The sequence below is a fragment of the Caryophanon tenue genome, assembly GCF_001700315.1.
GTDB lineage: Bacteria > Bacillota > Bacilli > Bacillales_A > Planococcaceae > Caryophanon > Caryophanon tenue.
On sequence record NZ_MASJ01000034.1, the window covers coordinates 13592 to 28332 of the forward strand.

Sequence of the window (14741 nt, forward strand, 5' to 3'; positions counted from 1 at the left end):
AGCCAATATGGTTGCTCGTTTTTATTTTTGTAGCGCTTCTTTTTTAGTTGCCATCGTTCGTCGTACAAGTTGCATGATTACTTCTGCGAAAACTAATCCCATTGCGATAGCTCCGGCAATTAAAAATACACGCGCCGAGTATTGTACACCCATCATAAAATCATTTTCCATTAAACTGCGCATTGCATTATAAGATGCGCCTCCAGGTACGAGTGGGATAATGCCTGATACATTAAATACAATCATCGGTGTTCGTAAGCTTTTGGCAAGTAAATGTGCGCTAATACCGACTACTAAGGCACTCGCAAATGATGCATGTACAGCGTCAAAGCTCGCTAATGTCGTCAAACTATAATAAATCGTCCAACTGATTGAACCGACTAATCCGCAGTAAAGCAACTTACGATACGGTGCATTAAAAATAACTCCAAAACATGCACTCGCGATAAAGCTCATAATTGCCTGCACGATATAATCCATCTGTATCCCCTCCTTAAATGAGTGTTAATGCTAACGCGATACCTGAGCCAATTGCAAAGGCGGTTAACAACGCTTCAATGCCTCTTGCCATCCCTGATGTGAAATGCCCTGCCATTAAATCACGAATCGCAATCGTAATAATAACCCCTGGCACAAGCGGCATGACCGAGCCAATAATAATCGTGTCGAGCTGTTGTCCCACACCAAATCGAACAGCAAGCGCTGCTAAAATACCGACAGCTAATGACGCAATAAACTCCGAGAAAAACTTTACTTTCGTGACATCCGTTACAAGGAGCAATACCCAATAACCAACGCCGCCTGCAATCATCGCAGCCAAAATATCCGCCCCTACACCATCAAACATCATTAAAAATGCACCACTTGCCAATGCAGCTGCCAAAATTTGTATAGTGTTCGGTAACATATAGTTTTTTGCTTCAATTTGTTTCAATTCGTCATATGCTTCTTCCAATGTTATGATACTAGAAGTAAGTTTTCGCGAAATCGTATTTACTAATGAAATGCGATGTAAGTTCGTTGCTCGATTTGGGATGGAGGTAATTCTTGTTGGTTGCGTACGACCTAACGAAAATATAATGCCTGTTGGTGTGACATAGCTTTGTGCATTTACCATACCTTGCGAGTGTGCCATGCGTATCATCGTATCTTCCACACGGTATGTTTCAGCACCGCTTTCCATCATAATACGGCCTGCTAGTAAAAAGCAGTCAATCGCAAATTCCGTCCGTTCATTATAATCCATAAGGCAACCTCCTTTTTTCCATATAGTCAAAGCAATCTTAACGAACCTTCTCTATAAAACGCAATAAAAACTTTTTCATATATATAACATTGTGTGAAACATATACAATTGAAAGGCGTGAAATAAAATAATGTTACGACGCCCATTATCAACACGGCGCAAACTGCAACTTCAAGCTTTCGCGATTTTGTGTGTTTGTTCACTGTTCTTATTCGGCTGTTTTTTACTTTTCGGAGAGGATACACAGCAACGTACGTCTACTCAAACAGAAACACCGATATCTACAGCAACAACCACGGTTACACAGCACCCTGACTATCCAACACTGTATGATGTCGTCGAAACATCAGAACAGCCACAAATACCGTATACGCTTCACTATGTAAAAACAAAACATACAGCGATTAACGCTCGTATTGACGATTATATCGCATCATTAAAGGCATCTATATCGAACGAACAGCCTATAGAGTTACAAACAGCGATTGAGACATTTAACGAAACTACGATATCGTTACGCTTCACGTATCAACGATATAGAGAGCAACAAGTAATAGACGAACAAACGATGACGATTGTGTATGAAGAGCCTAGCGGAGAAATCATTACAATTGATGCACTGTTTCAGAACAATGAAAAGGCATTAAACACACTTCAGATGCTTATGCAGCAATACGCACCTATAGGCACAACTCCTGAAGGCTTTCCGCGTCATTGGAAAGACATTGCAAACTTTACGTTAACACCATATGCGCTCAACCTTTATATGGCTACCGAACAAGGACAAACAAATCATGTTGTGGCACTTCCAATTTTAACGGTCAATGAATGGCTTGCGAAACCGTATCAACAAGGGATTGCACCACCCTTTCACACGATTGATGACAACTATGTACGTGACACTTCAAAAATGCGTGTTGCCTTAACATTTGACGACGGGCCACACCCGACTGTCACGCCACAAATTTTAGATATCCTCCAAAAATACGATGTACAAGCAACGTTTTTTTTAGTCGGTCAACGTGTTCAGCAACATCCTGAAATTGTTCAACGTATCGTTGAAGAAGGTCATGAAATTGGCAATCATACATGGTCGCATCCAAACATCACAACATTACCAATTAACGGTGTTCAGCAAGAATTTATTAAGACAAATGAGGCGATTATTGCCGCGACCAACTATGCACCGACTGTTTTTAGACCGCCATACGGAGCAACGTCGGATACGTTAGAAAAGCTCTTGCCTATTCCAAGTGTGTTATGGTCGATTGATACGCTTGATTGGCGACATCGTGACCCACAACAAACGATTGCGATTGTGAATAAGCATCTCCACAATAATGCGATTATTTTAATGCATGATATTCATCAGCCTACTGCAGATGCGCTAGAAACAATCATTCTTAATTTGCAGCATGCAAATTATGACTGTGTCACTGCGTCTGAAATTCTTTTATACAAATAACGATAAAGAGGTTGAAACAAACAAAAATATCCTTCAGCAGTTGTCGTTGCTGAAGGATATTTTTGTGCTTTTGGTGCTACGCCATATAGCGGGCACGTTGTGCAGGCATGGCTTGAGGCAAATGCGATGTTTGTCAGAAATAAGGTTCTGTCTCGGACGCTTTTATTACCACTTCACAATGATCGACGATTGATGTATCGTTTCGCGAATATTAATACCGCGTTGTGCCATCGCATCAATATATACCGCACCAGGCACAGCAATTTCCGGTGGTCGTACGCCACGCTCACTAATCGTGCCATCTAAAATCATTTGAACAACACTCGAAGCAGTTGCGCCTGTTGTGCGCGACATAGCAGATGTTGCAGACATTGGCTCTTTTTTCACTACGAGTTCATACTCATATGTGACTTGTTCGTCTGCTTTTTCACCGCTTACGATAACGCGTAGTATCGTCGCATCCGCTTCATTACCGAGCGCTAATTTCTCCTTCAATACATCGCGTGTCACATCACGAACGGGCACGAGCTGTCCGTTTACAGACAGTTGATACGCCGCATCTAAAAAACCTAAATCCGTTAATAATTTAAATTTCTCTGCATGTCCTTTGTAGCGAATTGTTTTGTACGCAAGTGTGTGGACACCTGGGAATGTGCGATGCAACGTTGAAATGCCTCCCGCTGTATAGAAGCACTCTAAAATACCAAACCCTTCAACGTAAATCGGCTCAATACCACTTAAAGAAGGCTTTAGCTTTTCTTCACCGCGCTCCACTACCATCGTCGGCTTCGTATAATGGTCAAACATACCGTCTAACGAAAATACATGCGCATATTCAAGCGGCGGTTTCGGATGAATCGGAATACCACCTACATACAGTTTAATGCTTGTTACTTCGTCCAATTTAGACGCACCGTATCCGACAAGGACATTCGTCATCCCTGGCGCTAACCCCATGTCTGGAATCATGACAATATTTTTAGCTTTTGCCGCTTCATCTAGCGCTAAAATACGGTCTGTGACACCATCAATATGTCCACCTAAATCGACTAAATGAACGCCTGTTTCCAATGCCATTTGTGCGACGACTTCATTAAACTCATAAAAAAGAGCGTTTACAACAGCTTCTCCGCTCGCAATGACGCGACGTAATTGTCCTTCGTCACGTGCATCCATTTGTACAAACTGAATTTTAGGTGAATTCAATTGTTCTAATACATCGGCTGTCACCGGCTGCTGGTCTGCTAAAATTACACGCGTTACTTGACTGCTATTCACTAAATCACGAGCAATTTCTCTCCCCATTAATCCTGCACCTAATACGACAATTTTCATACATCATGCTCCTTTCTCCCTCATGTAGATTCAAAAGCAAAATAGAAAAAACATCGAAAATTCAAATAATTTGTACTCTATGTACATTTTCTCTTATATGCGTATATTTCGCAACTACAAGGCAATAAAAAAAGCGCACAGCGAATATTTTTCACTGTGCGTTCAGTATCTCGTTATGTGAGTCGGTTTTTCGGCTTATCATCAGCTAAAAATGTGAGCAATGCTTCTAAATTTGTTGCGAGCATCGCATGACGTGCTTTAACGCTCGCACTCGCAATATGCGGTAATGCGACAACATTTGGTAATGTTAACAGCGGATGATCAAGCGACACTGGTTCCTCTTGGAATACATCTAATCCTGCCGCCCAAATATCGCCGTTTTTCAACGCTTCATATAATGCATGCTCATCGACAATCCCACCGCGTGACACATTAATAAAAATAGCGCTCTCCTTCATTTGCTTAAGCTGCGGTGCCGAAATTAAATGATGTGTCTCCGACGTGTATGGTGTTAATACCATAACAAAATCAGACTCTGCTAATAATTCGTCCAACGCTCGGTACTGAAAACCATACATTTCCTCGTCCTCGTATTTACGATTTCGGTTATGATAGAGCACTTGCATATCAAAGCCTTTTGCGCGTCTGGCAACTGCTGAACCGATGCGTCCCATCCCAATAATACCTAATGTTGAACCGGACACTTCCATTCCAGTTAAGAGCATTGGTGACCAGTTTTTCCATTTACCTGCACGTAAATAATCCGCACTTTCAACAAGTCTACGGGCTGTCGCAATTAATAAGCCAAATGCTAAATCAGCCGTAGCGTTCGTTAATACATTCGGCGTGTTTGTTGCAATAATCCCCCGCTCTTTTATTGTAGAAATGGCCAAATTATTATACCCTACCGCTAAATTTGCGACCATTTGAAGCTTCGGTGCATGCATGAGTAACTCTTCATCAATTTTGTCCTCTAACGTACTCCAAATCACTTCCGCTTCGGCTGCTTCTGCTAAAAATTTGTCACGGGGCATTGCCGTTTCGATTTCCGTCCACTCGACGACATGTGCCACTTCTCGAAGCGGTGCTACAAATTGCTCTGGAAACTTGCGTGTAATTAATAGTTTTTTCATCGCTTTCCCACCCTCAGACGATTTATTCTTTATTATGTTCTCGTTATTTTGTAAAAACCCTTTAAATCCTCGTGAAAAAGAACATGAAAATGCTATTTGACCGTCATTGTGTCAAATAGCATCTCCTTAATATGCGGTTGGTAATGTAATCGTTACTTTAAATACATCACCGTCTACATCAATATCCATCATGCCGTCATGTAAATCAACAATGGATTGTGCAATCGCTAACCCTAGCCCTGAACCTTCCGTATGTCGTGAAGCGTCGCCACGTTTAAAACGTTCTAAAAGTTCATTCGGGTCTTCTGGTAATTCATAACGCGTAATATTTTTGACGGTAATTTCTGCATGTAAATTTTCCGTTTGGCGTAATGTCACATACACACGCGTATGTGGCAATGAATACTTCGCGGCATTCACCAGTAAATTATCTAGTACACGCCACCATTTTTGTCCGTCTATATACGTAATGACCGGCGCATTTGGCAATGTCAATCTACACTCAACAGCTGCAGCATCTAACATTTCTTGTTGTTCTGCGACCGCTTGCTGAAGCAACTGCGTTAAATCAACGCGCGTGCGCTCCAGCTCCACATTACCCGTTGCCATTTTTGATACTTCAAATAAATCTTCAATTAAATTTTTCAGGCGCTGTGATTTCTTTTCAAGTACGTCCACATATTGCATACGCTCCTCATCCGATAAATTCGGTAGCTTTAGTAAATCTGTGTACGTAATAATCGACGTTAACGGTGTTCGTAAATCATGGCTTACATTTGAAATAAGTTCCGTTTTTAAACGTTCACTTTTTTGTTGTGCTTGTTGCGAGCCTTGTAACCCTTCATGTAAATCATTTAAATGTTTCGCATGTTGTGCAAAAGCCGAATGACCACGCTCCGGTATTTTTTTAGATGACCCTTCTAACCAATCGCTCGTTTGTTTCATCATGCGGTTGAGATACCCCATACGCATAATAAATAGCCCCATTGACGGAACGCCGACTAAAAAGCTCAAGAAAAATAAGAAGAAGAAAAATTCACCACCGCGTACCATTAAACCAATAAATGCTGCACCGCTCATAAAAACACAAACCAGTAAAAGCATCGTTTGCATCGCGATTGAACGCTGTAAGAAGAAATCCCCACTATTCGCTAAAAAACGGTATAACAAGCTATGGTTAATTGTTTGGCGTAGGCGTTTTTCCGTTGAAATGCTTTGAAAAATCCAACCGCTTAACGCTAAAATAACACCCGTGAAAAATAGCAGTAAGGCACTTTCTAACACGAAGGCTGCAATAGTGCCGAAACGGCTTAAATTAAATGTATGCAGTAGATGGTCAAGTAGTAATGATGCCGTAATAAATACCGCATACACCGCAATGGCCAGTCCTACAAGTTGCACATCAATGGGCCAACGCTGAATAATTTCTCTTACATAGACTGGCTGTTGCCAATCTGAACGAACAGGTCGTGCAATCGTTAATAGCATTACGCCACTTATTAAGCCACCAATGACGATAAGCCATAATAATATTTTGCCACGTTGGAACTGTTGATAGTCTAACGCCGTAATACTATCTTCAATCGGGCTTTCTAAAATACGCCATGTACCGGTATATTGTTCCACTGTTTGCAAATTATTTGAAAATGTCATGTCCGTAGCATGTTGTGTGTATGTGCCCTTACCGACATAATAATGGTTTGTGCTAAATGGACGATGATTGCCGCCATAAGAAGCACTATAAATATCATCGACTTCTTCTGAACCAACGCTTTCAAAAATTTCGCCCGTTTGCACATGTTCAAAGGCGTACGCAAAATTCGCATACGTTGCTAAAAACTGCTGGCGCTCCTCATTAAAATCTTCCATATATAAACGGACAATTTCTTGTTTATCCGCTAATATTTTTTGACGTACGTGCTCATCATCTGCAAAGTTCGTTGTAATATCATCAATTTTTGCGTCACGCTCTGTTGTTAAGCGTTGTTTGACAACATCATTTGCTTCTGTTAATAAGTCTTCGTATTGTGCTTCGATGCTTTCAATTTGCGCTTCCATTGAGCCATAAAAATCACGGTGTTTATCGATTTCCTCATCGCTAACGGTCAAATTCCGCAACAGCACTTCTTCATTTGGTGGATGCAATATAAATTGAGATAACCCTTTTTCAAATTCATCTTTTGTCGCTAAAAATGATGGTGAATCAAAGTAAGACGACGTTAAATAACGTTCTTCTGTCAATAATGCATTCACAGAGAAGAATAAAAAGGCACAGCAAATTAATGTGACCCAAATGCGGACAGTATTCGACATCATCTTCCTCCTTTTGTTGTACTAAAAACGCCAACGAATTTGTTCAATGGTTGAAGCATATGTCGTCAACGTGGTAATCGATAATTGGACCAACTCAACAGCGCCGACCATCACACATCCGATGAGTATATATTGTAACAAGCGTTTATTTTTCAATTTTATACCCCACTCCCCAAACAACTTTTAAATAACGTGGATTTTTCGGGTCTTGCTCGATTTTCTCACGAATTTTACGAATGTGAACCGCCACAATATTTTCAGCATTGTACGCTTCTTCATTCCAGACACGCTCGTAAATTTCTTGAATGGAAAAGACGCGCCCAGCATTTTTCAGTAGTAATTCTGTAATTTTAAACTCAATAGGCGTTAGCTTTACCGATACACCATCTACCGTTACATCCTTCGCTTCACTATTCAGTACAAGTCCACCTACTGCAACTTGACTAGTCTGCTCCTCGTATGTGCCAAGCTGTACGTAACGACGTAGCTGTGACTTCACACGCGCTAACAGTTCCATCGGGTGAAATGGCTTTGTCACATAATCGTCTGCCCCAATCGATAAGCCATGAATTTTATCGGTATCTTCCGCTTTTGCACTGAGCATAATAATCGGGATATTACGTTCTGCACGAATTTTAAATGTCGCTGTAATGCCGTCCATTTGTGGCATCATAATATCTAAAATAATTAAATGTATCGTTTCTTGTTCTAATAGCTGTAGTGCCTCTAAGCCATTTGATGCTTTTAATACTCGATAGCCGTCATTTTTCAAATAAATTTCGATACCATCGCGAATATCTTGGTCATCGTCCGTTACTAAGATGGTTAGTTGTGTCATATCCATCACCTCTATTATTTATTGTAGTCAACAATTCTTAATGAATGTCATATGAAATTCTGAAGATTTCCTTAAGATTAGCGTAGCACTCCTTTTACGCAAAAACGACCTTTTCGTATATAATATAAAGAAGAACGCTATAACGCGTTACTACACATGACGAAGGAGGCAAAATCCGATGTATTACAAAACAGTTGAACAAACAGCCGAGGATTTAGGGATGCCGCAGTCGCAGGTGTTAAAGTATATTTATGAAGGTCGCATTCGTGCTGTTTTTGACGGAGAACAATTTGTCATTAATAGCGCACAGTTTGATACGTACTATGAACAGCTAGAACGTATCCGTGAAGAAATTGAAATTTGGCGAAATACGCCAATTCCTGAAGACATGGATGTCAAAGACGAAGATTAATAACATCATCACAAAAAAGGGTGTCCACCTACAAGTCATGTGGACTCCCTTTTATGCTCTTTATTTTCTGCGTGATGGAAAGATTGAAGGAGGAATACATAGATGTTTATCCAATCAGAAATTGTAACAGAGTGGCTACAGCGTTTAGACACGCATAAAGCGTTCTTTACCGAGCAAGCTGCGTATCGCGATGAAACACGTACCTTTCCTGCTGAGCAACTACACTGGCTCGCAGAACAAGGCTACAGTGCATTAACATTGCCAAAACAGTACGGTGGGCAAGGATTAACGGTAAGCGATATGGTAGTCCTCCAAGAAAAGCTTGCCACATTTGATGGCTCGACCGCTCTTGCAATTGGCTGGCAACTCGGCGTTGTTGGTGATTTATTCGAACAGCATACATGGGAGGATGCCACACTGATGGCATTAGCGACGAATATTAAAGAAGGCGCACTCATTAACCGCAATGCAAGCGAACGCGCTACCGGTAGCCCTATGCGTGGCGGTCGCCCTGAAACGACAGCACAAAAAGTCGGCGATACCTGGGTGTTAAACGGACATAAAGTATTCGCCACAACATCGCCCGTTTTACACTATTTTGTTGTGAGTGCATGGGTCGAAGAAAAACAGGCTATTTGTCATTTCCTTGTGCCACATGATTCAGAAGGTTTATCACTGCAACAAACATGGAACACAGTCGGCATGCGTGCGACAGCGAGTGATGACTTGCTGTTACAGAACGTTACATTACCGCTCCATGCGCTTGTAGAAGTACAACAAGTGCCACATACAGCACGGATTAACGGATGGCTTTTACATATTCCAGCTTGCTATTTAGGCATTGCCCAAGCAGCGCGTGATTATGCACTCCACTATGCGACCACGTACTCACCAAATAGTATTCAAGGGACGATTAGCGATTTACCGAATGTCAAAACACATATTGGTCATATGGAACAGGAATTGATGGAAATGCGTCACTTCCTTTACAGCGCAGCACGTCTTTATGATGATGTACACCAGCGTCCATTGTTAACAAATGAACTCAATGCCGCAAAAACAAAGGTGATGAACGGTGCGATTCAAGTGATTGATATTGCGATGCGTATTTGTGGTGCACATAGCTTACAAATGGATTGCCCATTACAGCGCTATTATCGCGATATTCGCGCAGGTTTACACAATCCACCGATGGAAGATATGGTCGTGTTAAAACTGGCAGAAACTGCGATTGCTAATGCAAAAAAATGAAACCATTTTAAAAAGTTTTACGTACATAAGCTATGACATGATGAGGAGGAACAATAATGATTACTTCTACAACAAGCACGTTACAAGGAAAAACAATCGATACATACCACGGGGTTGTAAGTGGTGAAGCTATTATGGGCGCAAATATCGTGCGTGATTTATTTGCATCGGTTACAGATGTTATTGGTGGCCGTTCAGCAGCATATGAAGATAAATTAGTCGAAAGCCGTGAAGTGGCGATGAAAGAAATGTTAGAGCGCGCGCAAGCAATGGGGGCAAATGCAGTTATCGGCATTAACCTAGATTTCGAAACAATCGGTCAAGGTATGATGATGTGTATCGCAACAGGTACAGCTGTCACATACCGCAACGCGTAATATAAAAAGCAGTTGGAGAATCAATTCTCCAACTGCTTTTCCATTAAATCGACACCGTAAATCCGGCACGTTTCCCAATAATTTCTGCGTAATCTTCCACCATTACACTTGCTGTCGGATACATCCCTGCCCCTGGACCCGTTACCGTTAATGTACCAATATAGTTTGTCTCCATTGCGACTGCGTTAAACACGTCGTCAATTGGATACAATGGATGCTCTGGGCCAACAAGAAGCGGTGCTACTTTCCCAACGATGTCACCTTGCTCATTCTGCTCAACCTCTGCCACGTGACGATAGCGAAGACCATTTGCCTTAGCTTGCTCTAAATCAGTCGCTGTTAATGTATCAATGCCAATCACTTCAACGTCATCCCAGTTTGGTTGTTCGCCAAATGCTAAATCCGATAACACCATCAGCTTTTTAAATGCATCTTGTCCAGATACGTCATTGAATGGGTCCGCTTCTGCATACCCTAAACGTTGTGCCTCTGCTAACGCTTCATCATACGTCCAATTTTCCTGACGCATCTTTGTTAACATATAGTTCGTTGTGCCGTTTAAAATCCCTTGAATACGATGTACATCATTTACAAGTAAAATATTTTTCATCGTTTTAATGACTGGCACACCACCTGCTACAGTCGCTTCATAGCCAACGTGGACACCTTTTGTTTTCGCTAGCGCTTGAAGTTCCATACCATGTTTCGCAAACATCACTTTATTTGCCGTTACAACATGGCAACGTTGCTCAATCGCTTTCTTTAAATATGTATAGGCAGGTTCTTCGTTTACAATTGCCTCAAATACAACTTGTAATCCCTCTACCGCTAATACATCCTCATATGAATCTGTTAATAAGTGCGCTGTCCCCTCAACACGTTCGTTATTCGGGTTGCGTACTAAAATTTTTGCAATCTCTAGCTCTACTCCTAGCTTTGCTTTTAGTTCTGCACGCTTTTCATTTACGATATGATAAATTCCTTGCCCTACTGTACCAAAGCCTAAGATAGCCGCCTTAATTGTCGCCATACGTTTTCTCCTCCAACATCTCTCATTCAAGTTCGAACAATTCAAAAAATTACTTAAAGAGAATTTTACATTACTTCTCTATCATATAGCAAGGAAAATCTTCCTTAGAAAAACAACTGTCTTTTCTAGAAAGTCAAAATTTATATTATTTTCTCACTTTTATACGATAAAGGTCCGAATATGTCCTTGCCATCATGATTTAATGGACGAAATTGGATAATATAGGAGGAACTATTATGTATAAAACAAAAAGTATTACAATGAAAACGAAAAAAACAGAAACAACGCCCTATGTGGTACCCGCAAAAGATGTCATCCAGCAGTTACCACCAGCTGTACAATTACTCTTAAGTGAATGGGTGGCGCAACTTTACGAAAACATCGATACGCTACAAGCGACATTCGCTGACGAGCCGTCGCTAATTCAAAGTTATTTAGTGTACAATTTACGCGGTTCTAGAAAGCAAAAACTGTCGCTAGATGATGACCTTATCGCATTCTTTTCAAAAGTAACCTTCTCAACCTTATTAGATGAAATGGCTACGTTTTATACACACTGTACATATACAGTAGATGACAAAACGATACATTTCGGTGTCGATAAAATTGCGATTAGTAAACTCGGTGTCACGATTGAGGGTACACAAAAGAAAGTGTCACTCTCTCACCAAGCCTTTTTCTTATTACGTGCTTTAGAGCTTGAGTTCAGCCAAAAAGCAACAATACATGCACTTGTTCCATATGCACAGCAAAAAGTAGACGACAATCCACTGGATGCGCATCGTAAAATACTAGAACACGATGATATGCGAAGCTACTATATGCAATATGAACCGACGACAGCAATACTTATTTATATGTTATTCTCACGCAAATTGTTCAATGTATGCGCAAACCACTATAAATTTGAGCCTGAGTTCACAATGCTCACGGACTTCCATTTACTTAAGACAAAAGTGGTTGTCGATGCACTTTACCGAAAATATAGCATCGCGAAACAAACAACGGCTGAACAACAAATAAAAGGCTTAAAAACAAAGCTCGATGAAGCAACTACAAAGCTCGACAAACAAAAAGAACTCACAAAAAAGAAACAAGAACAGCTCGATACTTTTAAAAAGGAACAACCGACAAAAGCGACACCGTTAAAAGCAGACCCGAAAATGAAGGAATTTGAGCAACAAATTACAGCACTAAAAGCGGATTTAACAACGAAAAATAGAGAATATGATTTGCATATGCGCATGAAACAAAGTGACATCGACCGTAAACAACAAGAACTTGATGAGGTAAAAAGAGAGCGCTCGACACTTCAACAGCAAGTACATGAACTAAAAGCAATACAACAGCAAATGACACAACAGCCGACTGTTTCAACCATTGATGAATGGCTATCAATTGGTCAAGAACTACTTCAGCAAACAACTGAACAACAGCATGATGCCATTACAGCCTTTTTTGCATCCTATGTAACGCTTGCTGAACAACGCTTCGCAAAACAGCAACCTAAAAGCTCAACAACCGATGTATTCGGCTATTATGAAGCAAAATTCGGTGGACACTACATTCATTTTTTGAATGGACAAGTAGAGCGCATTAAAAATTTGCCAAACAATGTTTATTTACGCGACCAACAGTTTGTGCGCGTCACTGAAAATTTCGAGTACGTGGAGCGCTACTATCATTACTTTTATGACGGACCAGTTGTCAATCCACAAGCGTTTAGTATTGTGACATATCATGATGACAAACCATATGTATATGATGCTGGACAAATGATGCCACTAAAATTAAAAAGTGATGAGCAAGCGCGTGAAGGTCAAATTGTCGCCTTCTCTAAAACCTATGACATGCTTCGTTATTATTTAGAGGCAAACGTCAATACGCTAGACCATTACGCTGCTTCTATTAACGCAAAAGGTCATGCATTTTATTACGTGCAACAGCTTATCGGTACAGGTGCAGTCGTTATCGAGCCATTCACGAATAAGGTAACCTATATGGAATTACCACAAGATCATAATGTCCAACAATATGAAGGCTTCACGTACAGTGATGGTGAAGTCGTGCATATCTTCGGTAAGCATGGATTTTATGAACGCTCTGACTTTTATACGAAGCGCGAGTTTGCAACAATTGAGGAACTAGCGGAGCAGTGCTTTATCCGTAAAACCAATCGTGAGCTAGTCATTTTACAATACGACCCAAAAAAGTTCACACCGGTCGTAGGGGAAGTTGTGGCGATTGACGAGCATCATCGTTATTTATATCGTGAAACAACTGAATCCACAGTGGCAGAAACGATTGAACAACGTAAGCTTGCTTATATCGACCCAGCACAGCCCAAAAAAGAACAGCCTGTTTATTCAGCCGTACCAAATAACAACAAGCCGTCAATTACCGTCGTTACGAATACCACCTATGCCAATAACTATAAAGTGCATTTAGAGCCGTATTTCAATGTACAACTTGTCGATGCATTTGAAGGCGAAGCAAAAGTGATGCAAGCTGCACGTAAAGCCGAATTAATTGTGCTATGTACACAGCATTTAAACCACCCTATTTCGAAAAAGATTCAAAAAGAATTTCCAGGACGCTATTTCTTAGACCATTCTGAAGGCGGCAACTTACTAGCATTGAACTTGCAAAATCATTTCCGTTTAGCGTAAAAGGAAATTCCCGACACGGAAGGAGTTCGTGTCGGGGATTTTTGCGTGTCTTTCATTAAACAGCTTGTGTCGCGAGTAAACGGTAGTGACGAATGACATTACGTACAATGCGTTCTTCATCTGCTGTAAATGCCGGTACCGCAAATGGGCGATACACAAGCTGGAATGTGCCATATGGTAAATCCCATTCTTTCGCAGGTGCTTCAATATGCTGCTCACCTAATTCAGCGTATGCGTCATAAACCGTTTTGACTGTGTAGTCGCATGATACAGCTACCTCTTCGGTAAACGCGGAATTTCCAAAATGCTTATGCCATGCTGCGTCGACATCGGCAAGCATATATTGTAACACCTCGTTATTAATAAACGACTTTAATTCATTCACTTCATAAATAAAATAAGCGGCGATATTTTGTGCACTGTACTTGTTCGTCATTCGTTTCAACTCCTTTACTCGGGATTTGGATTTGTTAGGGGGAACAAATCATTCTGCTAATTACTGATTAGTATAAACATCCTTTGCACCATTGTCAATAATGTTTATAAAATTACTAGGTTTTAAAAGCGTATATTTTCTGAATCTTCATTAGAGCGACAGTTCCTCATATGAGAGTGGCTGTCCTCGTTCATTCGCAAATGAGCAAAATCCTTATTACACCGGCATTTTCAGCT

General features: G+C 40.8%; 13 protein-coding genes. 5 read left to right on the forward strand and 8 right to left on the reverse strand.

What is annotated here, in order from left to right:
- Window positions 1-21: 21 nt before the first annotated feature.
- Together A6M13_RS12150 and A6M13_RS12155 are read right to left on the reverse strand one after the other, a co-directional pair.
- Window positions 22-480: a threonine/serine exporter family protein gene (locus tag A6M13_RS12150; RefSeq protein WP_066546695.1), complete on the reverse strand. Its 459-nt coding sequence runs from the start codon at window positions 478-480 to the stop codon at window positions 22-24.
- 13 nt (window positions 481-493) lie between these two features.
- Window positions 494-1246, reverse strand: a complete 753-nt coding sequence (locus A6M13_RS12155) for a threonine/serine exporter family protein (RefSeq protein ID WP_066546696.1) — start codon at window positions 1244-1246, stop codon at window positions 494-496.
- A gap of 130 nt (window positions 1247-1376) precedes the next feature.
- Here A6M13_RS12155 and A6M13_RS12160 point away from each other — a divergent pair, with 130 nt between their 5' ends.
- Entirely contained in the window at window positions 1377-2711 is a 1335-nt protein-coding gene (locus A6M13_RS12160; protein ID WP_066546698.1) for a polysaccharide deacetylase family protein, read from the forward strand.
- Between the two features lie 165 nt (window positions 2712-2876).
- Here the strand turns inward: A6M13_RS12160 and A6M13_RS12165 are convergent, their stop codons facing one another.
- From A6M13_RS12165 to A6M13_RS12180, 4 genes are all read right to left on the reverse strand, one after another.
- Window positions 2877-4046 carry a saccharopine dehydrogenase family protein gene (locus tag A6M13_RS12165; protein WP_066546701.1) on the reverse strand — a complete coding sequence of 390 codons (1170 nt, stop codon included), beginning with the start codon at window positions 4044-4046 and terminating at the stop codon, window positions 2877-2879.
- A gap of 173 nt (window positions 4047-4219) precedes the next feature.
- Window positions 4220-5179 carry a 2-hydroxyacid dehydrogenase gene (locus A6M13_RS12170; protein ID WP_066546703.1) on the reverse strand — a complete coding sequence of 320 codons (960 nt, stop codon included), beginning with the start codon at window positions 5177-5179 and terminating at the stop codon, window positions 4220-4222.
- Window positions 5180-5305: 126 nt separating this feature from the next.
- Window positions 5306-7492: a sensor histidine kinase gene (locus tag A6M13_RS12175; RefSeq protein ID WP_066546708.1), complete on the reverse strand. Its 2187-nt coding sequence runs from the start codon at window positions 7490-7492 to the stop codon at window positions 5306-5308.
- Window positions 7493-7637: 145 nt separating this feature from the next.
- Window positions 7638-8330 (reverse strand): response regulator transcription factor, encoded by a 693-nt coding sequence (locus tag A6M13_RS12180; protein WP_066546711.1) that lies wholly within the window; start codon window positions 8328-8330, stop codon window positions 7638-7640.
- Between the two features lie 178 nt (window positions 8331-8508).
- Here A6M13_RS12180 and A6M13_RS12185 point away from each other — a divergent pair, with 178 nt between their 5' ends.
- From A6M13_RS12185 to A6M13_RS12195, 3 genes are all read left to right on the forward strand, one after another.
- Entirely contained in the window at window positions 8509-8742 is a 234-nt protein-coding gene (locus tag A6M13_RS12185) for an excisionase family DNA-binding protein (protein ID WP_066546715.1), read from the forward strand.
- 102 nt (window positions 8743-8844) lie between these two features.
- Window positions 8845-9993: an acyl-CoA dehydrogenase family protein gene (locus A6M13_RS12190; RefSeq protein WP_066546718.1), complete on the forward strand. Its 1149-nt coding sequence runs from the start codon at window positions 8845-8847 to the stop codon at window positions 9991-9993.
- 56 nt (window positions 9994-10049) lie between these two features.
- The gene (locus tag A6M13_RS12195) at window positions 10050-10370 is read left to right on the forward strand and encodes a YbjQ family protein (RefSeq protein WP_066546719.1); all 321 of its coding nucleotides are present in this window, start codon (window positions 10050-10052) and stop codon (window positions 10368-10370) included.
- 43 nt (window positions 10371-10413) lie between these two features.
- Here the strand turns inward: A6M13_RS12195 and A6M13_RS12200 are convergent, their stop codons facing one another.
- Window positions 10414-11400 carry a homoserine dehydrogenase gene (locus A6M13_RS12200; RefSeq protein WP_066546721.1) on the reverse strand — a complete coding sequence of 329 codons (987 nt, stop codon included), beginning with the start codon at window positions 11398-11400 and terminating at the stop codon, window positions 10414-10416.
- Between the two features lie 236 nt (window positions 11401-11636).
- Between A6M13_RS12200 and A6M13_RS12205 the strand changes: the two genes are divergently transcribed.
- Window positions 11637-14069, forward strand: a complete 2433-nt coding sequence (locus A6M13_RS12205; protein ID WP_066546723.1) for a hypothetical protein — start codon at window positions 11637-11639, stop codon at window positions 14067-14069.
- A 55-nt stretch (window positions 14070-14124) separates the two neighbouring features.
- On the opposite strand, the gene A6M13_RS12210 is transcribed toward A6M13_RS12205, so the two are convergent.
- The gene (locus A6M13_RS12210; RefSeq protein ID WP_066546725.1) at window positions 14125-14505 is read right to left on the reverse strand and encodes a hypothetical protein; all 381 of its coding nucleotides are present in this window, start codon (window positions 14503-14505) and stop codon (window positions 14125-14127) included.
- Window positions 14506-14741: the final 236 nt, after the last annotated feature.

Excerpts from the sequence above, each read along its gene's own strand:
- A6M13_RS12150 (WP_066546695.1), bottom strand. The coding sequence starts at position 480 with ATGGATTATATCGTGCAGGCAATTATGAGCTTTATCGCGAGTGCATGT.
- A6M13_RS12155 (WP_066546696.1), bottom strand. The coding sequence starts at position 1,246 with ATGGATTATAATGAACGGACGGAATTTGCGATTGACTGCTTTTTACTA.
- A6M13_RS12160 (WP_066546698.1), top strand. The coding sequence starts at position 1,377 with ATGTTACGACGCCCATTATCAACACGGCGCAAACTGCAACTTCAAGCT.
- A6M13_RS12165 (WP_066546701.1), bottom strand. The coding sequence starts at position 4,046 with ATGAAAATTGTCGTATTAGGTGCAGGATTAATGGGGAGAGAAATTGCT.
- A6M13_RS12170 (WP_066546703.1), bottom strand. The coding sequence starts at position 5,179 with ATGAAAAAACTATTAATTACACGCAAGTTTCCAGAGCAATTTGTAGCA.
- A6M13_RS12175 (WP_066546708.1), bottom strand. The coding sequence starts at position 7,492 with ATGTCGAATACTGTCCGCATTTGGGTCACATTAATTTGCTGTGCCTTT.
- A6M13_RS12180 (WP_066546711.1), bottom strand. The coding sequence starts at position 8,330 with ATGACACAACTAACCATCTTAGTAACGGACGATGACCAAGATATTCGC.
- A6M13_RS12185 (WP_066546715.1), top strand. The coding sequence starts at position 8,509 with ATGTATTACAAAACAGTTGAACAAACAGCCGAGGATTTAGGGATGCCG.
- A6M13_RS12190 (WP_066546718.1), top strand. The coding sequence starts at position 8,845 with ATGTTTATCCAATCAGAAATTGTAACAGAGTGGCTACAGCGTTTAGAC.
- A6M13_RS12195 (WP_066546719.1), top strand. The coding sequence starts at position 10,050 with ATGATTACTTCTACAACAAGCACGTTACAAGGAAAAACAATCGATACA.
- A6M13_RS12200 (WP_066546721.1), bottom strand. The coding sequence starts at position 11,400 with ATGGCGACAATTAAGGCGGCTATCTTAGGCTTTGGTACAGTAGGGCAA.
- A6M13_RS12205 (WP_066546723.1), top strand. The coding sequence starts at position 11,637 with ATGTATAAAACAAAAAGTATTACAATGAAAACGAAAAAAACAGAAACA.
- A6M13_RS12210 (WP_066546725.1), bottom strand. The coding sequence starts at position 14,505 with ATGACGAACAAGTACAGTGCACAAAATATCGCCGCTTATTTTATTTAT.